This is a genomic window from Mesorhizobium sp. B3-1-7 (assembly GCF_006439385.1).
GTDB lineage: Bacteria > Pseudomonadota > Alphaproteobacteria > Rhizobiales > Rhizobiaceae > Mesorhizobium.
Window position 1 is genome coordinate 123,959 of sequence record NZ_VFTL01000003.1, and the last position, 16,162, is coordinate 140,120.

Genomic DNA, 16,162 nt, shown 5'->3' on the forward strand with positions numbered 1-16,162 from the left:
GCGTTCCTTGCGAGCACATCGACATGCAGATACGTCTCAAGCGGATCTGGCATGATCCGCGTCCTCGTCGAAGTCACGCTGCACCAGATCGACCAGCGCTTTCACCGCCTGGGCCGCGCCGTCACCCGTGGCGCGGATGTGCAGCATGGTCCCTTTCGGCGCCTTGGCCGCCATCACCTTGACGATGCTCTTGGCGTCGAACCAGGGACCGTTTGCAGCCACCGCCACTTCCACCTCGGCCGCGAACGACTTCGCGAGCTTGGTGAACTTCACCGAAGGGCGCGCGTGCAGGCCCACGGCGTGGGTGATCAGGACCGTTGCTTCGGCGGATGCGGACATTCAGTCGGTTCCCGTTCGTTCACGACGGCGACAATTCATGCGCCGTCGCCACCACTTCCTTGAGCGAGGCGCCGCCAGAGGATTCGGTCGCCGCCATCACCGCGCCTTCGACGATCGGCGCGTTGCAGACGACTATTCTGTGGGAGCGCGGCTCGCCGGTCATCTCGACCGCCATCTCCGAATTGGTCTCGGCGCCGCCGAGATCGACAAGTATGGCGACGCCCGCTTCCGACCAGGCTTTGTCGATCGCATCCATGATCGCCTCGACGCTGGTGCCGAGCCCGCCATGGCCGTTTCCACCGCACCATGCAAGCGGCACTTCGTCGCCTACCATCTGGCGCACCATGTCGGCCGTGCCCTCGGCGACCAGGGGGGAATGCGACACGATGACGATCCCGACATTGCTCATCAAATACCCTCTATCGCTTCCGCGACTGCGCGCACCAGCAGCGCGGTCGAGCGCGCTCCGGCGTCCATATGCCCGATCGAGCGCTCTCCCAGGAAGGAAGCGCGTCCGCGCAGGGCCTTCATCGGCACCGTGGCTTCCGCCGCCTTGTCGGCCGCATCGACGATTTCCGTGGCCGTCTTGCCTTGCGTCAGCGCCTCATACACCGGTTGAAGCACGTCGAGCATGGTTTTTTGTCCCGGCTGCGATTTGCCGCGCGCCGCGACCGCCTCGATCGCCTTGCCCAGCGCCGCGGCCAGCCCGTTTCGATCGGGTGCTGCCGGAATGTCCTTGCCGAGCGCCATGAACAACGTGCCGAACAGCGGCCCGGAGGCGCCGCCGACGGTCATCACCAGCTTGGTGCCGACCGCCTTCAGCGCCTCGGGCAGCGGCTTGGCCGAAAAGGCGTCCGCCTCGGCGCGCACGGCCTCGAAGCCGCGCTTCATGTTCAGCCCGTGGTCGCCGTCGCCGATCGCCTGGTCGAGCGCGGTCAGTTCCTCGGCATGCGCCGCGATCGTATCGGCCGCCGCCGCGATCAGTCTGGAGAAATCGGCTGCGGCCATTTTCTGTCCTTCATGCCGGGGCAAACAGCGCCGCCACGGCAGCGAAGACTTCGGCCACCGCGAAGGCGCCGGGATCCGCAACGTCGAGCTGCCTGCCGATATAGGCGGAACGGCCGGCCTTCGCCTTCCGCATCGCGGCGGTTGCCTCGGCGCCTTGCCGCGCCGCTTTTGCCGCCGCTTCCAGTCCGGTCGCGTCGAGAGCCCGCAGCGCCGGCTCCAGCGCATCGACCATGGTGCGGTCGCCGACCTTGGCGCCGCCATAGAAGGTCATCCGGTCGAGTCCGGCGAGCAAGGCTTTGCTGACCGACGCGCCGGCGCCGAGAGACTGCGACGCGGCGGTGAAGAAGATCGACAACAGCACGCCGCTGGAACCGCCCATCGACGTGCCCAGCGTATCGCCGATCGCGGCGGCGGTCGCGGCGCGATCGGCAAGCGGCAGCGTCTCGATGCGCTCGAGGATGCTGCGCGCCCCGGTCGCCACGGTCGAGCCGGTGTCGCCATCACCTGCCTTGGCGTCGAGCGCGTTGAGCGGCTCTTCCAGCGAGATCAGCCTTTGGCAGACGGCTCTGATCAGCCGCTCGGCGGCCGCATCGCGGCTGGAGGCCTTGGTGGTTGCGCCGATAGCAGGTCTTGCCATCGCCACGACGACCGGCGCGCGAACCGGCTTCGCCGGCAGCCAGGCTTGCGGGCCGACGGGCGCCAGCAGCGCCGCCTCGCGCTCGGCGTCCAGCTTGATCAGCGACAGCGAGAAGCCGTTCATGTTGAGCGCCGTCATCAGATGGCCGGGGCCGATCGTCAGCGCCACGGCCTTGGCGAGCGGCGAGGCGAGCACCGCATTGGCGATCAAGGACATTTCGAGCGGCGGCACCGAGCCGAGATTGTTGATCAGCAAGGCATAGCGGCTGCCGGCATCCAGCCGCGCGGCGAGGCGCTCCGCCATGACGGTGACGAATGCGCCGGCGCTCTGCAGGGCGATGCGCTCGACGCCCGGCTCGCCATGGATGCCGAGGCCGAGCTCGCCGTCCTCGGCGCCGAAGCGCTCCTCATGCGCCTGTCCGGGGATCGAGCATGAGGACAGCGAGATGCCGAGCGAAAAAATGTCCTTCGCCGCCGCGCGCGCCGCGGCCGCGACCGACGCCAGGTCACGGCCGCTTTCGGAAAGATGCCCGGCGATCTTGTGCACGAACAGCGTGCCGGCGACCCCGCGCGGCTGCGCGATCTCGGGCAGCGCGATATCGTCGCCGACGATCGCCATCTCGACCGTCAGACCCTCGGCGCGCGCCTTCTCCGCGGCCAGTCCGAAATTGAGCCGGTCGCCGGTGTAGTTCTTGACGATCAGCAGGCAGCCGGCGGGGCCGGTCGTGGCGCGGATCGCCGCCAGCACCGCCTCGACGCTCGGCGAGGCGAAGATCTCGCCGGAGACGGCCGCCGTCAGCATGCCGGCGCCGACGAAGCCGGCATGCGAGGGTTCATGCCCGGCGCCACCACCGGAAACGATCGCCACCTTCGTCTTGTCCCAGTCGGCGCGCAGCACGACCTTAATCTCGGGATAGCCGTCGAGGCGGGCGAGCGCGCCCGATCCCGCCGTGGCGAGGAAGCCGTCGAGCGCTTCGGTGACGATCGTGTCCTTGCGGTTGAAAAAGTGCTTCATGGGTTTCGTCCAGTCCGTATCTGCGGTCGTCGATAGGTGTGCCAATAAGGCGCGAGGCGGCTACATCAGTCCCCGCTACATCAATCTTTGCCCGTCCAAGCCGAAATAGAGCGGCGCCATGTAGCGGATCGTCACCTTGTCCCCCTTTGCGAGCGGCGTGTCGGGATCGGTCAGCGTCACCAGCTTCTTCGCTCCCACGGTCACATGCAGATGGTTCTGGTCGCCGAGATGCTCGACCCAGTCGACCACGCCGTCGGCATGGCCATTCATCGCCTTCTCGATCGCGAGATGCTCGGTGCGGGCGCCGATCGTCGCCGTTCCGGTCGGCGCGCCGCCGTCGGGCAGCAGCCCGGCCGGCAGGAGGTTGATCGCCGGCTGGCCGAGGCGCGCCGCGACATGAAGGTTTGCCGGCTCCGAATAGATCGCGCGCGGCGTGCCGATCTGCACCAGCACGCCGTCGGCGAGGATGCCGATGCGGTCGGCCATGGTCATCGCCTCGATCTGGTCGTGCGTGACATAGAGCATGGTGGCGCCGAGCTCGGACTGGATCCGCTTCAACTCGAGCCTGAGATCGGCGCGCAGCTTGGCATCGAGCGAGGACAGCGGCTCGTCCATCAGGTAGATCGCCGGCTTGCGCACCAGGGCGCGGCCGATGGCGACGCGTTGCATCTCGCCGCCCGACAGTTTCGTCGAGCGGTTGTCGAGCTTGTGGTCGATGCGCACCATGCGCGCCACTTCCTCGACGCGGCGCCGCACCGCCTCCTCCGGAAACCGCCGCGCCGGCGAGCGCAGCGGGAAGGCGAGGTTGTCGAACACCGAAAGATGCGGATAGAGCGAATATTGCTGGAAGACGAAGGCGGTGTCGCGCTCGGCCGGCGACAGCGCGGTCGCGTCATGGCCGCCGATATGGATCGTGCCGCTGTCCGGCCGCTCCAGCCCGGCGACCAGCCTCAGCGTCGTCGTCTTGCCGGCGCCGGTCGGACCGAGCAGCACGACGAATTCGCCGTCCTTGATGGCAAGGTCGAGATCGTTGATCGCGACGGTGTCGCCGAAGCTCTTGGTCACGCCCTTGATGTGGACATCAGCCATGGCGCGCCTCCGCTGCTTGATCATGCATGGCGGTCCTGACCGCACGTCCGGAGCCCTTTTCGAACAGCGACAGCCGGGCGCTGCTCAAGGCCAGTCCGACCTGTTCGCCGGGGCTGAGATGGATGCCGGCCGGCACCCGCGCCTTGATGATGCCGTCGGCCGTCTCGACCGCGACGATCTGCGTGGTGCCGAGATATTCGGTGCCGTAGATGGCGCCGCGCAGCTTCGAGGCATCGTCGAAGCGGATGTGCTCGGGCCGGATACCGAGCGCCATGTCGGCCGGGGCGATATCCTCGCGCACTTCCGGCACCGCCACCTTGGCGCCCTGCACGACGATCTCCTTCGCGCCCCTGGCAAGCCCGCCGCCGAATTTCAGGAAATTCATCGGCGGCGAGCCGATGAAATCGGCGACGAACATCGTCGTCGGCCGGTCGTAGATCTCGCGCGGCGTGCCGAACTGCTCGATGACGCCGTGGTTCATCACCGCGATCTTGTCGGCCATGGACATGGCTTCCATCTGGTCGTGCGTGACATAGACGGTCGTGGCGTGGATGCGGTTGTGCAGCTCGCGCAGCTCATGCACCATCAGGTCGCGGAACTCGGTATCGAGCGTGCCGAGCGGCTCGTCCATCAGGAAGCATTTCGGCCGCCGCACGATGGCGCGGCCGAGCGCGACGCGCTGGCGGTCGCCGCCGGCGAGGCCGGAGACCGACTTGTCCAGCAGATGGTCGATACGCAGCAGCTTGGCGGTCTCCTCGACGCGGCTGCGGATCTCGGCCGACGCCATGCCCTGCGCCAGCAACGGAAAGCCGATATTCCGGCGCACGTTCATATGCGGGTAGAGCGCGAAGAGCTGGAAGACGAAGGCGATGTCGCGCTCGCGCGCCCGGCGCATACTGACGTCCTCGCCGCCGAGCAGGATCTTGCCGCCGGTCGGCAGCTCGAGGCCGGCGATCATGCGCAGCGTCGTCGTCTTGCCGCAGCCGGACGGGCCGAGCATGACGAAGAACTCGCCGTCCTCGACCACGAAATTGGAATCCTGCACGGCGACGAATGCGCCGAAGGCTTTCCTCAGGTTTTGAACACGGATCTCGGCCATCGTTATTCCGGGAATTTCGAGACGATGATGAACATGACCGTACCGGCAAGCATGGTGATGAAGGAATAGGTGTAGAGCGACAGCGCGAAGGGCTGGAACAGCATCAGGAAGCCGATCGCGATGATCGCTGTCGCGATGTTTTCCATCAGGCCGCGCCTTGCCCAGCGGGGCCAAGAGGAGCGCTTGGAGACAACGGTGCGGCTCATGCGTTCCTCCCTTTCTTCTCGTTCAAGGGGAGAGATGGTTGCCAGGTGATTCCCCCACTCCGTCGCTGCTTCGCAGCGCCACCTCTCCCCCTCCGGAGGGAGAGGAAGGGAGCCTGGCTGAATGAAGTTCGCGCCCTTCCTCTACCCCGTCGATCGGGCGAGAGGTGTCGGGCGAAGCTCGACGGAGTGGGGGTCGACTTATTCCCACACCGCTCATTTGCGCACCGCGCCGAAGGTGATGCCGCGCAGGAGCTGCTTGCGCAGCAGAATGGTGAAGACGAGGATCGGCACCAGGAAGATGGTCGTGCCCGCCGCCACCGCCGGCCAGTCCTGGCCGCCCTCGCCGATGATGGTCGGGATGAAGGGCGGCGCTGTCTGCGCCGTGCCGGAGGTCAAGAGCGCTGCGAATGCATATTCGTTCCAGGCAAAGATCAGGCAGAAGATGGCGGTCGCGGCGATGCCGGTGGTCGCCTGCGGCAGCACGGTGCGCCAGAAGGCTTGCAGCCGCGTATAGCCGTCGATCATCGCGGCCTCCTCGTATTCGCGCGGGATCTCGTCGATGAAGCCCTTGAGCAGCCAGACCGCCAAAGAGACGTTGACCGCGGTGTAGAGCAGGATCATGCCGAGCGCGGTGTCGGAGAGGCCGAGTTCGCGATACATCAAGTAGATCGGGATCGCCACCGCGATCGGCGGCATGAAGCGCGTCGACAGGATGAAGAACAGAAGGTCGTCGGCCAAAGGCACCTTGAAGCGTGAGAAGCCATAGGCCGAGAGCGTGCCGAGGAACACCGCGCAGAAGGTCGAGCCGAAGGCGATGATCAGCGAGTTGACGAAGCGCGGCAGGAAGTTCGACGGCCCGGCGATCACCATGTTGCGCTTGCGCACCGTCTCGTCGCAGAAGCCGGTCGCCGGCCCGAGCGAGTTGATGTATTCCGGCGTCTGCCGGGTGCGGGTCGTGAACAGGTTGCAATAGCCCTCGATGCTCGGCTGGAAGACAATCTTCGGCGGGTAGGCGATCGAATCCGGCGGCGTCTTGAAGCTGGTGGCGAAGATCCACAACAGCGGCACGATCGAGATCAGCGCATAGGCTATGATGATCGTGCCGGCGATCAGCTTCGCGTTCGACGAGGGTGCTACGACGGAATGGGCGGTGGTCAGGCTCATCTCTGCTTCACCTTGTTGAGCGCCTTGACGTAGATGTTGGCCAGCCCGAACACGGCGACGAACAGGATGATGGCGAAGGCCGAGGAATAGCCGGTGCGCCAGCTCTCGAAGGCCTGCCGCTTCAGCGTGATCGAGGCGACTTCCGTGGTCGAGCCCGGTCCGCCGCCGGTCAGCAGGTTGACCATGTCGAACATCTTGAAGTTCTCGATGCCGCGGAACAACACGGCCAGCATGATGAAGGGCAGCGCCATCGGCAGGGTGATCGACCAGAACTGGCGCCAGTTGGAGGCGCGGTCGACCTCGGCCGCTTCATAGATGTATTCGGGAATGGAGCGCAGGCCGGCGAGGCAGATCAGCATGACGTAAGGCGTCCACATCCACGTGTCGACGATGATGATTGCCCACGGCGCCAGTTCGACATTGGACAGCATCTGGACATTCGTCGGCGGAATACCGGTGACGAAGGAGATGACATAGGAGAACAGCCCGATCTGCGGCTCGTAGAGGAAGCGCCAGAAATTGCCGACCACAGCCGGCGACAACATCATCGGCACCAGGATGATGGTGGTCCAGAAGGCGTGGCCACGGAACTTGCGGTCGATCAGCCAGGCCAGCGTGAAGCCGATGACGGTCTGCAAGAGGATCGTCCAGAACACGAAATGCGCCGTCGTCTGCATGGCGATCCAGATGTCCTGGTCGCCAAGGATGCGCTGGTAATTTGCGAGCCCGAGGTTCTTCACCACCTCGTTGGGGCGGTTGGCGCGATAATTGGTGAAGGAGAGATAGATCGCCCAGAACAGCGGGAAGATGTTGATGGCCAACAGCAAAAGGATCGTCGGCGAGATGAACAGCCAGGCGAGGCCCTTGTCGCTGATGCCCCGGATCTTCTTGGCCAACGGCTCAGGCGTCGCCCGGGCAACGTTGTCCGCAGTCCGATTGAGCATGGTAAGTCCTGCTTCGGTCACGGGTAAGTCTCGGCTATGGAATTTATCTGAACTGCGTCCCGTGCCAAGGGCGGCACGGGACGCGTCGATGTTGCTCGGGAGGAGCGGTTACATCTTGCCGTCGTCCTGGAACACCTGCGTCCAGTCCTTGACCAGACCGTCAAGCGCGTCCTTGGCCGAGCCCTGGCCGGCCACGACATAGTCATGGAAGCGCTTCTGCGAGGCCTGCAGCAACGGCGCGTAGCTGGGTTCGGCCCAGAAATCCTTCACGATGGCCATCGAGTCGAGGAAGGCCTGCGCATAGGGCTGGCTGGACGGGAATTTCGGGTCCTTGACCACCGAGTTCAGGCAGGAATAGCCGCCGAGCGACCACCACTTGGCCTGCACGTCCTTGTTGGCGAACCACTTGATGTATTTCAGCGCCGATTCCTGCTTGTCGGAGTAGGAAACCACCGAGATACCCTGGCCGCCGAGTTGCGCGAACTGGTCGCCGTCGGGACCCTTCGGATTGACGAAATAGCCGATCTTGTCGCCGCCGACATTCTCGTCCTTCTGCAGGCCGGGCCAGGTGAAGGCGAAGTTCATATGCATCGCCACCTGTCCGGATTTGAAGGCGTCGACGCCTTCGCCCATGTAGCTGTTGGAGGCGCCGGGCGGCGTGCAGCAATCATACAGCGCCTTGTAGAATTCCAGTCCCTTCACCGATTTCTCGGAATTGACGAAGCCTTCCATCTCGTAGGGCTTCTTCGGGTTCTCATACTGGAAGCCGTAGCTGTAGAGCACGTCCATGGCGCCCATGGTGATGCCTTCCGAGCCGCGCTCTGTGTAGATAGAGGCGCCATAGACGGTCTTGCCGTCGATCTGCCGCTTCTGGAAAAATTCGGCGATCTGCTTCAGCTGGTCGAAGGTGGTCGGCGGGGCGAGGTCCCAGCCATACTTTTCCTTGAATTCCTTCTGCAGCTCGGGCTTGGAGAACCAGTCCTTGCGATAGGTCCAGCCGACGACGTCGCCCATGGCCGGCAGCGCCCAGTAGTTCGGCGTGTTCTTCGGCCATTCGGAATAGCCGACCACGGTTGCCGGCACGAAATCGTCCATGCTGATCTTCTCCTTGTCGAAGAAGTCGTTCAGCTTGACGTAATGGCCGTTCTCGGCGGCGCCGCCGATCCACTGGCTGTCGCCAATGATCAGATCGCAGAGCTTGCCATGCGAGTTGAGCTCGTTGAGGAAGCGGTCGGCGTAATTGGTCCACGGCACGAACTCGAACTTCATGCCGATGCCGGTTTCCTTGGTGAAGTCCTTGGACAGTTCCACGAGCGCGTTGGCCGGATCCCAGGCCGCCCAGCACAGCGTCAGGTCTTCCGCATGCGCGACGTTCGAGACGGCTGTCGACGCAAAGATCGCCGAGGCCAGTCCCAACGCCAGTTTCAAGGTCGATTTCATGCCTTACCTCCCATTTGCGAAACGCGTCCGGATGACGGTTTCAAGAGCCCCTCAACCCTCGCTCCTCCGAGGGCCTGAACACGGCGCGCTATGCGTCGCTATGGTGCGCGATGCGCCGCCGATGTTTAGTAATTTGTTTAGTGATGCCATTTTTACTAAACAACGCAAGCGAATTCGTTGCTGCGCCGCAGCATGGCGAAACGGGTGATTGAAATCGTTGGGAAATGGTCGCCGGACGCTGCACCCGCCGCGGTCAGCCGGCCCGGTCGGCGGGGCCAGGGCTTGCCGTTATCGGCCGGATCGGCGGCGCCGGCGGTAAGAGCGCGCGTATGTCGGCGAAGGGGAAGGTCGGCTCGAAGCGGAAGGCCTCGGCCCGTGCGCCGGCGGCGCCGTTGCACTGGCCGGCGCGAAACTCGTTCTGGAGGCGTGCCCTGTGCACATAGTGCTCCGGACCTTGCGACTGGTGCGCGCGGATCGCCTTCGCCTTGATCTCCCAGTGATGCGAGATCTCGACATAATGCGTCGGCGAAAAGCCGGTGCCGCCGAGAGTATCGGCATGCAGCACAGGGACGGCGAAGGATGCGGCCATGCGCACGCCATCGGACAGGGCGCGATGGTCGCCGTGATAGTCGTAGGGCGCATGGGTGATCGCGAGGTCGGGTTTCACCTCGCCGATCAGCGTCTTCAGCACCGAAATCAACGCTGCATCGGCAATGAGCGCGCCGTCGGGAAAGTCGAGGAAACGCGGTTCGACGCCGAACAGGCCCGCCGCCTTGGCCGCTTCCTCGCGCCGCAGGCGGGCAAGCGCCTTCGGGTCGCCCTTGCCGCCCTTGGCCCCATCGGTGGCTATCGCAAAAGCCAGCTCTGCGCCTTGCGCCGCATAGGCGGCCAGCGTACCGAACATGAATATCTCGATGTCGTCGGGATGTGCCCCCAGCGCCAGTATCTTCACGTCTTCTCTCCCGGAAATGGTATGCCGAACGGAATCCTGCTCGCCCTGATCGCCTATGCAAGCTATTCGTTCAGCGACGGGGTCATCAAGAGCCTGGGCGGGCAGTTCACCGTCTTCGAGATCGGCTTCTTCTCGACCTTGTTTGCCGGCTGCTTTCTGTTCTTCACCAAGCCCAATGACGAACGCTGGCGCGATTTCTGGCGCACCAAAAGGCCGTGGGCGGTGCAGGCGCGCGCCTTGGCGGGCATCGCGTCGGGTGTGCTCAGCGTTTATTCCTTCACCACCATTCCGCTGGCGGAAGTCTACGCGCTGATCTTCCTGGCGCCGCTGCTGGTCACCATCCTGTCGACGGTCATCCTGAAGGAAAAGGTCGGTCCCTGGCGGTGGCTGGCCGTGGTCGCCGGCTTCGCCGGCGTCATGCTGGTGGTGCGGCCGGGCTTTCGTGAATTGCATCTCGGCCATCTCGCCGCCTTCGCCAACGCCTTCCTCGCCGCTACCAGCGTCATCCTGATGCGCTCGCTCGCCCAGCAGGAAAAGCGCACGACCATCCTCGGCGCGCTGGTCGGCTATGGCCTTGTCTTCAACGGCGTCGGCGCGGCCGCGACGTCGTTCTCGCTCCCCAATCTCGGGCAATTGGTCTGGCTGATGCTGGCCGGTGTCTTCACCGCCGGCGGACAACTGCTGCAACTGCTTGCGGTCAAATACGCGCCCGCGAACCGCATCGCGCCGACGCATTACTCGCAGATCGTCTGGGCGGTCATCCTCGGCGCGCTGTTCTTCCAGGAATATCCCGACTGGCTGTCATTGGTCGGCCTGGCGGTGGTCGGCGCCTCCGGCCTTCTGACGATGGTGCGCGAAGAGGTGAGGCTCGGCACCGTGCGCTGGAACCCGTTTTCGCGCACCAGGCTTTGACCGCGCACCGGTCTGGCAAGTTGCATGGCCACCGCGACCGCTGATATGCGGGCCAGATGACGACGAAACCCCTGCCGGAGCTTCCGGTCACTGCCGTGCTGCCGGCGCTCGGCGAAGCGCTCTCGCAGCGCAGCAGCGCCGTGCTGGTGGCGCCGCCCGGCGCCGGCAAGACGACGCTGGTGCCGCTGGCGCTGCTCGACGCGCCCTGGCTGGGCAAAGGCCGGATCGTGCTGCTCGAACCGCGCCGGCTGGCCGCCCGCGCCGCTGCCCGCCGCATGGCCGAGCTGCTCGGCGAGGAACCCGGCGGCACGGTCGGCTATGCCATGCGCATGGAGAACCGCACGTCGGCGCGGACAAAAATCCTGGTCGTCACCGAAGGCGTGCTCTCCCGCATGATTCTCGACGACCCGGAACTGCCCGGCGTTTCGGCGGTAATCTTCGACGAATTCCATGAGCGCTCGCTCGACGGCGATTTCGGCCTGGCGCTGGCGCTCGACGTGCAGGGCGCGCTGCGGCCTGACCTGCGTCTGCTGGTCATGTCGGCGACGCTCGACGGCGCCCGCGTCGCGAGGCTTCTGGCGCAGGCACCGGTGATCGAAAGCGAGGGCCGCGCATATCCGGTCGAGGTCCGCTACGACGAACGGCCGGCCGGCCTGGCGATCGAGGACGCCATGGCCAAGGCCGTGCGCGCGGCCCTGGCCGGCGAGCAGGGCAGCGTGCTCGCCTTCCTGCCCGGACAGCGCGAGATCGAGCGCACCGCCGAGCGGCTTCAGGGCAATGTCGCCGCCGACACCGACATCGTTCCGCTCTACGGCCAGCTCGACAACCGGGCGCAGGATCAGGCGATCAGACCGGCGCCGGCCGGCCGCCGCAAGGTGGTGCTGGCGACCTCGATCGCCGAGACCTCGATCACCATCGACGGCGTGCGTGTCGTCATCGATTCCGGCCTGTCGCGCCTGCCGCGCTACGAGCCGGCGAGCGGCCTGACCAGGCTTGAGACGGTGCGCGTCAGCAAGGCTTCGGCCGACCAGCGCGCCGGCCGCGCCGGCCGCACTCAAGCCGGCGTGGCGGTTCGCCTGTGGCGGGCCGAGCAGACCGCGTCGCTTCCCGCCTTCTCGCCGCCGGAAATCCTCGAGGCCGATCTGTCCGGACTGCTGCTCGACTGCGCCGCCTTCGGCGTCGCCGATCCGTCCAGCCTTTCGTTCCTCGATCCGCCGCCGGCCCCGGCGCTCAGCGAGGCGAGGGTGCTGCTGAAGGCGCTTCATGCCATCGACGATGCCGGCCGGCTGACGAAGGCGGGTGCTGCCATGCGCAAGCTGGCATTGCCGGTGCGGTTGGCGCATATGGTGGCCGAAGCGGTGAGAGGCGGTCATGCGCAGGAAGCGGCGACACTTGCCGTATTGCTGACCGAGCGCGGATTGGGCGGCGACAGCGCCGATCTCGAACGCCGCCTGATCCGCTTTCGTGGCGAGAAATCGCCGCGCGCCAACGCCGCCAGGCAGCTCGCCGAGCGTTTGGCCAGACAGGCCGGCGGCGGGCAGGGTGGCGAGGCGGGCTCCGCCGGCTCGCTCCTGATCCATGCCTGGCCGGATCGGGTGGCGAGGGCGCGCGGCGAGCGCGGCCGCTTCGTGCTCGCCAACGGCTCGGGCGCCATGGTCGAAGCCGCCGATCCGCTCGCCAATGAGACCTGGCTGGTGGTCGCCGACCTGCAGGGCAAGGCGCAGAACGCCCGCATCACCGCCGCCGCGCCGGTCGTCGAAGCCGATATCCGCGCCGCTCTTGCCGATCGCATCGAGACGAAGCGCGAGACGACCTTCGACCGCGAGCGCCGCGCCGTGCGTGTGCGCGAGACCGCGCGGCTCGGCGCCATCACCTTGTCCGAGCGTATGCTGCCGGCGCCGTCGGGCGCCGCTGCCGATCAGGCTATCCTCGACGCTTTACGGGAGCACGGTCTGGCTCTGCTCGATTGGGGCAAGGATGCCGAGACGTTGCGGCAGCGGCTCGGCTGGCTGCATCGCGGCCTTGGAGCGCCCTGGCCCGACATTTCGGATGAAGCGCTGGTCGAGGGCCTCGACGATTGGCTCCTGCCGTTTCTCGCCGGCGACGCCTCTTTCGCGGCCATCAAGCCGGCGACTTTGTCGTCGGCACTCATGGCCTTGGTCCCGCACGACCTGCAGCGCAAGGTCGACGCGCTGGCGCCGACCCATTTCGAGGCGCCGTCCGGCAGCCACGTGCCGATCCGCTATGACGGCGAGTGGCCGGTGCTTTCGATCCGCGTGCAGGAACTGTTCGGCCTCGATCGTCATCCGGCGATCGCAAACGGAACCGTTCCGCTGACGCTCGAATTGCTGTCGCCGGCACACCGCCCGATGCAGACGACGCGCGATCTCCTCGGCTTCTGGCGCGGCTCCTGGGCGGATGTGCGCGCCGATATGCGCGGTCGCTATCCAAAGCATGTCTGGCCGGAAAACCCGCTGCTGGCCGCCGCCACCAGCCGTGCCAAGCCCCGCGGAACGTAGGCTGCCCAGAAGTTTTGGCGAGCCTCGCGTTAGCGGACGGCATATGTTGGCGATTGGCGCAAACGCCCATCACTTCGTCATCCACGGGCGGAGCAAGGAGCGAAGCGACGCGCGCAGACCCGAGGATCCATTCCGCGACGTCGACGCGTTGCCACGGTTCAGAATTCCCTCCGCTGCTCTCTACGATCGAGGTAACGGAATGGATCTTCGGGTCTGCGCTCCGCTTCGCGTCGCTCCGCCCGTGGATGACGAAGTCGCGACGGCCCCGGCCAACCACCAAGCGCTCATGATGGTGAACCGAAACACCGGCTGCCAATCGCTCAAGTCGCCTTTACAGCGCTACTAGCGCTTACCCTCCCGCGGTTATAATCGTAAGTCGATGATCAACATCCTGCGCGCGCCCGATTCCCAGCAAAGCCAGCGGCTGCGGCTCAACACGCTCATCCGCCTGCGCTGGCTGGCCATCGTCGGCCAGAGCCTGACCGTGCTGGTCGTCGCCTATGGCCTAAAATTCCCGCTGCCGGTGTCGATGTGCTTCGCGCTGATCGCCTGTTCGGCCTGGATGAATCTGTGGCTCACCTTCCGCTATCCGGCGGCGCACCGCCTGACCCCGCTTTCGGCCTTCGCGATTCTCACCTTCGACGGCATCCAGCTCACCGGCCTGCTCTACATGACCGGCGGCCTGACCAACCCGTTTTGCGTGCTGCTTTCGGTCCCGGTCGTCATCTCGGCCGCTTCGCTGCCGCTGCCCATGACCGCGGTGCTGGGCGCGCTGGTCATGATAGCCGCCACGTTGCTGGTGTTCTTCCACCTGCCACTGCCCTGGTATGAGGACGCGCCGTTGCCGATGCCGTTCATCTATGTCGCCGGCATGTGGATGGCGGTGTTCGCCTCGATCGCCTTCACCGCCATCTATGCCTTCCGCGTCGCGGCGGAGGCGCGCCTCCTCGCCAACGCGCTGGCCGCCACCGAACTGGTGCTGCAGCGCGAGCAGCATCTGTCGGCGCTGGACGGGCTGGCGGCGGCGGCCGCGCACGAACTCGGCACGCCCTTGGCGACCATCACCGTCGTCGCCAAGGAGATGGAAAAGGCGCTCGGCAAGGACCCGAAATACGGCGAGGACGTGAAGCTCCTGCGCTCCCAGAGCGAGCGTTGCCGCGAGATCCTGAAGCGGCTGACCAGCCTTTCGTCGGAAGGCGAAGCGCATCTGTCGCGCATGCCGCTCACCTCGCTGGTCGAGGAGGTGACGGCGCCGCATCGCGATTTCGGCATCTCGATCCGGCTGCGGCCCGGCGAGTGTATCGGCCCCGAGCCCGTCGGCCAGCGCAGCCCCGGCGTCATCTACGGGCTCGGCAACCTGGTCGAGAATGCCGTCGATTTCGCCCGCAAGTCGGTCACTGTCGGCTGGAGTTGGGACAATGACAAGGTCATCTTCTCGATCACCGATGACGGGCCGGGCTTTCCGGCCGAGATCATCGACCGCATCGGCGAGCCCTATATGTCGACGCGCCAGGGCACGGAGGCCGGCGGCGGCCTGGGGCTAGGGCTGTTCATCGCCAAGACCTTGCTGGAACGATCGGGCGCCACCATCGATTTCCGCAATTCGAGCGGGCTCGGCGAAGGCGCGGTGGTGCAGATCGCATGGCCGCGCGGCGTCTTCCTCAACCAGGACCAGGCGTCGGCCACCATGTTCGACAATGCCTAAAGCAATTCCAGGAAAAGTGCGCAGCGGTTGGGCTCGGCGACTTCGCCGTAGTTTTCCGTCCGGAATTGCGAAACGGTGAAAAGCCCTGCAATTACTGCATGGCAGCTCTGTTGCCGGCTGTAAAAATTGGACATTGCCCTTGCGGGACTGTATCTGCGTAAAAGTAAGGCATGCCGCCCAAAACCGTGCAGCTTTTTTGGCAAACGGCGTGCCTGGAAACAAGGACTTAAGGCGCATTGGCTAGAATTCGTTCCGGGGCGAGGTGGTTCAAGTCAGTAGGATGCCGATAAGATGAGCGGAGACGAAACGACTGTTGCAATGGTGGAGGGCGAGGACACCTCGCTGCTCATCGTCGAGGACGACAAGCCGTTCCTCACTCGGCTCGCCCGGGCGATGGAGACCCGGGGCTTCGTGGTCGAGACGGCGGAGAGCGTGGAGGAGGCGGTCGCCAAGGCGCGCGCCCATCCGCCGGCCTATGCGGTGGTCGACATGCGGCTCGGCGACGGCAATGGCCTCGATGTCGTTGCCGCCATTCGCGAGAGACGCGACGACGCCCGCGCGATCATCCTGACCGGCTACGGCAACATCGCCACCGCGGTGACAGCGGTGAAGCTCGGCGCCATCGACTACCTCTCCAAGCCCGCCGATGCCGACGACGTCTTCGCCGCGCTTACCCGTACCTCAGGCGAGCGCGCGGCGCCGCCGGAAAACCCGATGTCGGCCGACCGCGTGCGCTGGGAGCACATCCAGCGCGTCTACGAAATGTGCGACCGCAACGTGTCCGAGACGGCGCGCCGGCTGAACATGCATCGGCGCACCCTGCAGCGTATCCTCGCGAAGCGGGCTCCGCGCTAGGCAAGCGTCGTCATGCACGGGCGGAGCGGGAGCGAAGCGGACGCGGAGACCCGAGGATCCATGCCGTGACCTTGGCCGGAGGATGCAGTGGAGCAGAATTCTGCGCCGTCGGCACCGCTCCTCAGGTCTGCGCTGCGTCGCTTCGCTCCTTGCTTCGCCCGTGGATGACGAAGAGACGTACGTTCGGCCAATTTTCGAAGCATCGGCTGCGGTGTCGCCCGTAAGCCTTGCATCGCCACTGACGTTGCGCATCATTGGACCACAGATTCCCGGCCAACA

Annotated in this window: 15 protein-coding genes; 4 read left to right on the plus strand and 11 right to left on the minus strand. The window is 65.6% G+C overall.

What is annotated here, in order from left to right:
• Positions 1-36: 36 nt before the first annotated feature.
• The 11 genes from FJ417_RS03820 to FJ417_RS03870 form a co-directional block, all read right to left on the minus strand.
• On the minus strand, positions 37-339 hold the full coding sequence (locus FJ417_RS03820; protein WP_140782526.1) for an HPr family phosphocarrier protein: 303 nt from the start codon (positions 337-339) through the stop codon (positions 37-39).
• A gap of 19 nt (positions 340-358) precedes the next feature.
• Positions 359-748: a dihydroxyacetone kinase phosphoryl donor subunit DhaM gene (dhaM, locus tag FJ417_RS03825; RefSeq protein WP_140782527.1), complete on the minus strand. Its 390-nt coding sequence runs from the start codon at positions 746-748 to the stop codon at positions 359-361.
• Positions 748-1,347, minus strand: coding sequence for a dihydroxyacetone kinase subunit DhaL (dhaL, locus tag FJ417_RS03830; RefSeq protein ID WP_140782528.1), 600 nt, complete (start codon positions 1,345-1,347; stop codon positions 748-750). Before dhaL ends, dhaM begins: the two co-directional genes overlap by 1 nt.
• Before the next feature lie 10 nt (positions 1,348-1,357).
• Complete coding sequence (locus FJ417_RS03835) at positions 1,358-2,998, minus strand: dihydroxyacetone kinase subunit DhaK (RefSeq protein WP_140782529.1); 1,641 nt, start codon at positions 2,996-2,998, stop codon at positions 1,358-1,360.
• Between the two features lie 75 nt (positions 2,999-3,073).
• Positions 3,074-4,087 (minus strand): ABC transporter ATP-binding protein, encoded by a 1,014-nt coding sequence (locus tag FJ417_RS03840; protein ID WP_140782530.1) that lies wholly within the window; start codon positions 4,085-4,087, stop codon positions 3,074-3,076.
• Positions 4,080-5,186 (minus strand): ABC transporter ATP-binding protein, encoded by a 1,107-nt coding sequence (locus FJ417_RS03845; RefSeq protein WP_140782531.1) that lies wholly within the window; start codon positions 5,184-5,186, stop codon positions 4,080-4,082. The genes FJ417_RS03840 and FJ417_RS03845 overlap by 8 nt, the downstream gene beginning before the upstream one ends.
• Positions 5,187-5,188: 2 nt before the next feature.
• Entirely contained in the window at positions 5,189-5,392 is a 204-nt protein-coding gene (locus FJ417_RS03850; protein WP_140702469.1) for a hypothetical protein, read from the minus strand.
• Positions 5,393-5,605: 213 nt separating this feature from the next.
• Positions 5,606-6,556 (minus strand): carbohydrate ABC transporter permease, encoded by a 951-nt coding sequence (locus tag FJ417_RS03855; RefSeq protein ID WP_041001244.1) that lies wholly within the window; start codon positions 6,554-6,556, stop codon positions 5,606-5,608.
• The gene (locus FJ417_RS03860; protein WP_140644837.1) at positions 6,553-7,500 is read right to left on the minus strand and encodes a sugar ABC transporter permease; all 948 of its coding nucleotides are present in this window, start codon (positions 7,498-7,500) and stop codon (positions 6,553-6,555) included. Before FJ417_RS03860 ends, FJ417_RS03855 begins: the two co-directional genes overlap by 4 nt.
• 108 nt (positions 7,501-7,608) lie before the next feature.
• Positions 7,609-8,940 carry an ABC transporter substrate-binding protein gene (locus FJ417_RS03865; RefSeq protein WP_140782532.1) on the minus strand — a complete coding sequence of 444 codons (1,332 nt, stop codon included), beginning with the start codon at positions 8,938-8,940 and terminating at the stop codon, positions 7,609-7,611.
• A 253-nt stretch (positions 8,941-9,193) separates the two neighbouring features.
• Positions 9,194-9,892 carry a PIG-L deacetylase family protein gene (locus FJ417_RS03870; protein ID WP_140782533.1) on the minus strand — a complete coding sequence of 233 codons (699 nt, stop codon included), beginning with the start codon at positions 9,890-9,892 and terminating at the stop codon, positions 9,194-9,196.
• A gap of 21 nt (positions 9,893-9,913) precedes the next feature.
• On the opposite strand from FJ417_RS03870, the gene FJ417_RS03875 reads away from it, so the two are divergent.
• The 4 genes from FJ417_RS03875 to FJ417_RS03890 all read left to right on the plus strand — a co-directional run bounded on the left by FJ417_RS03875 (position 9,914) and on the right by FJ417_RS03890 (position 15,883).
• Positions 9,914-10,804 carry a DMT family transporter gene (locus tag FJ417_RS03875; protein ID WP_140782534.1) on the plus strand — a complete coding sequence of 297 codons (891 nt, stop codon included), beginning with the start codon at positions 9,914-9,916 and terminating at the stop codon, positions 10,802-10,804.
• Positions 10,805-10,860: 56 nt separating this feature from the next.
• Complete coding sequence (gene hrpB / locus FJ417_RS03880) at positions 10,861-13,323, plus strand: ATP-dependent helicase HrpB (RefSeq protein ID WP_140782535.1); 2,463 nt, start codon at positions 10,861-10,863, stop codon at positions 13,321-13,323.
• Positions 13,324-13,702: 379 nt separating this feature from the next.
• Positions 13,703-15,028: an ActS/PrrB/RegB family redox-sensitive histidine kinase gene (locus tag FJ417_RS03885; RefSeq protein ID WP_140782536.1), complete on the plus strand. Its 1,326-nt coding sequence runs from the start codon at positions 13,703-13,705 to the stop codon at positions 15,026-15,028.
• A gap of 291 nt (positions 15,029-15,319) precedes the next feature.
• The gene (locus FJ417_RS03890; protein ID WP_140647361.1) at positions 15,320-15,883 is read left to right on the plus strand and encodes an ActR/PrrA/RegA family redox response regulator transcription factor; all 564 of its coding nucleotides are present in this window, start codon (positions 15,320-15,322) and stop codon (positions 15,881-15,883) included.
• Positions 15,884-16,162: the final 279 nt, after the last annotated feature.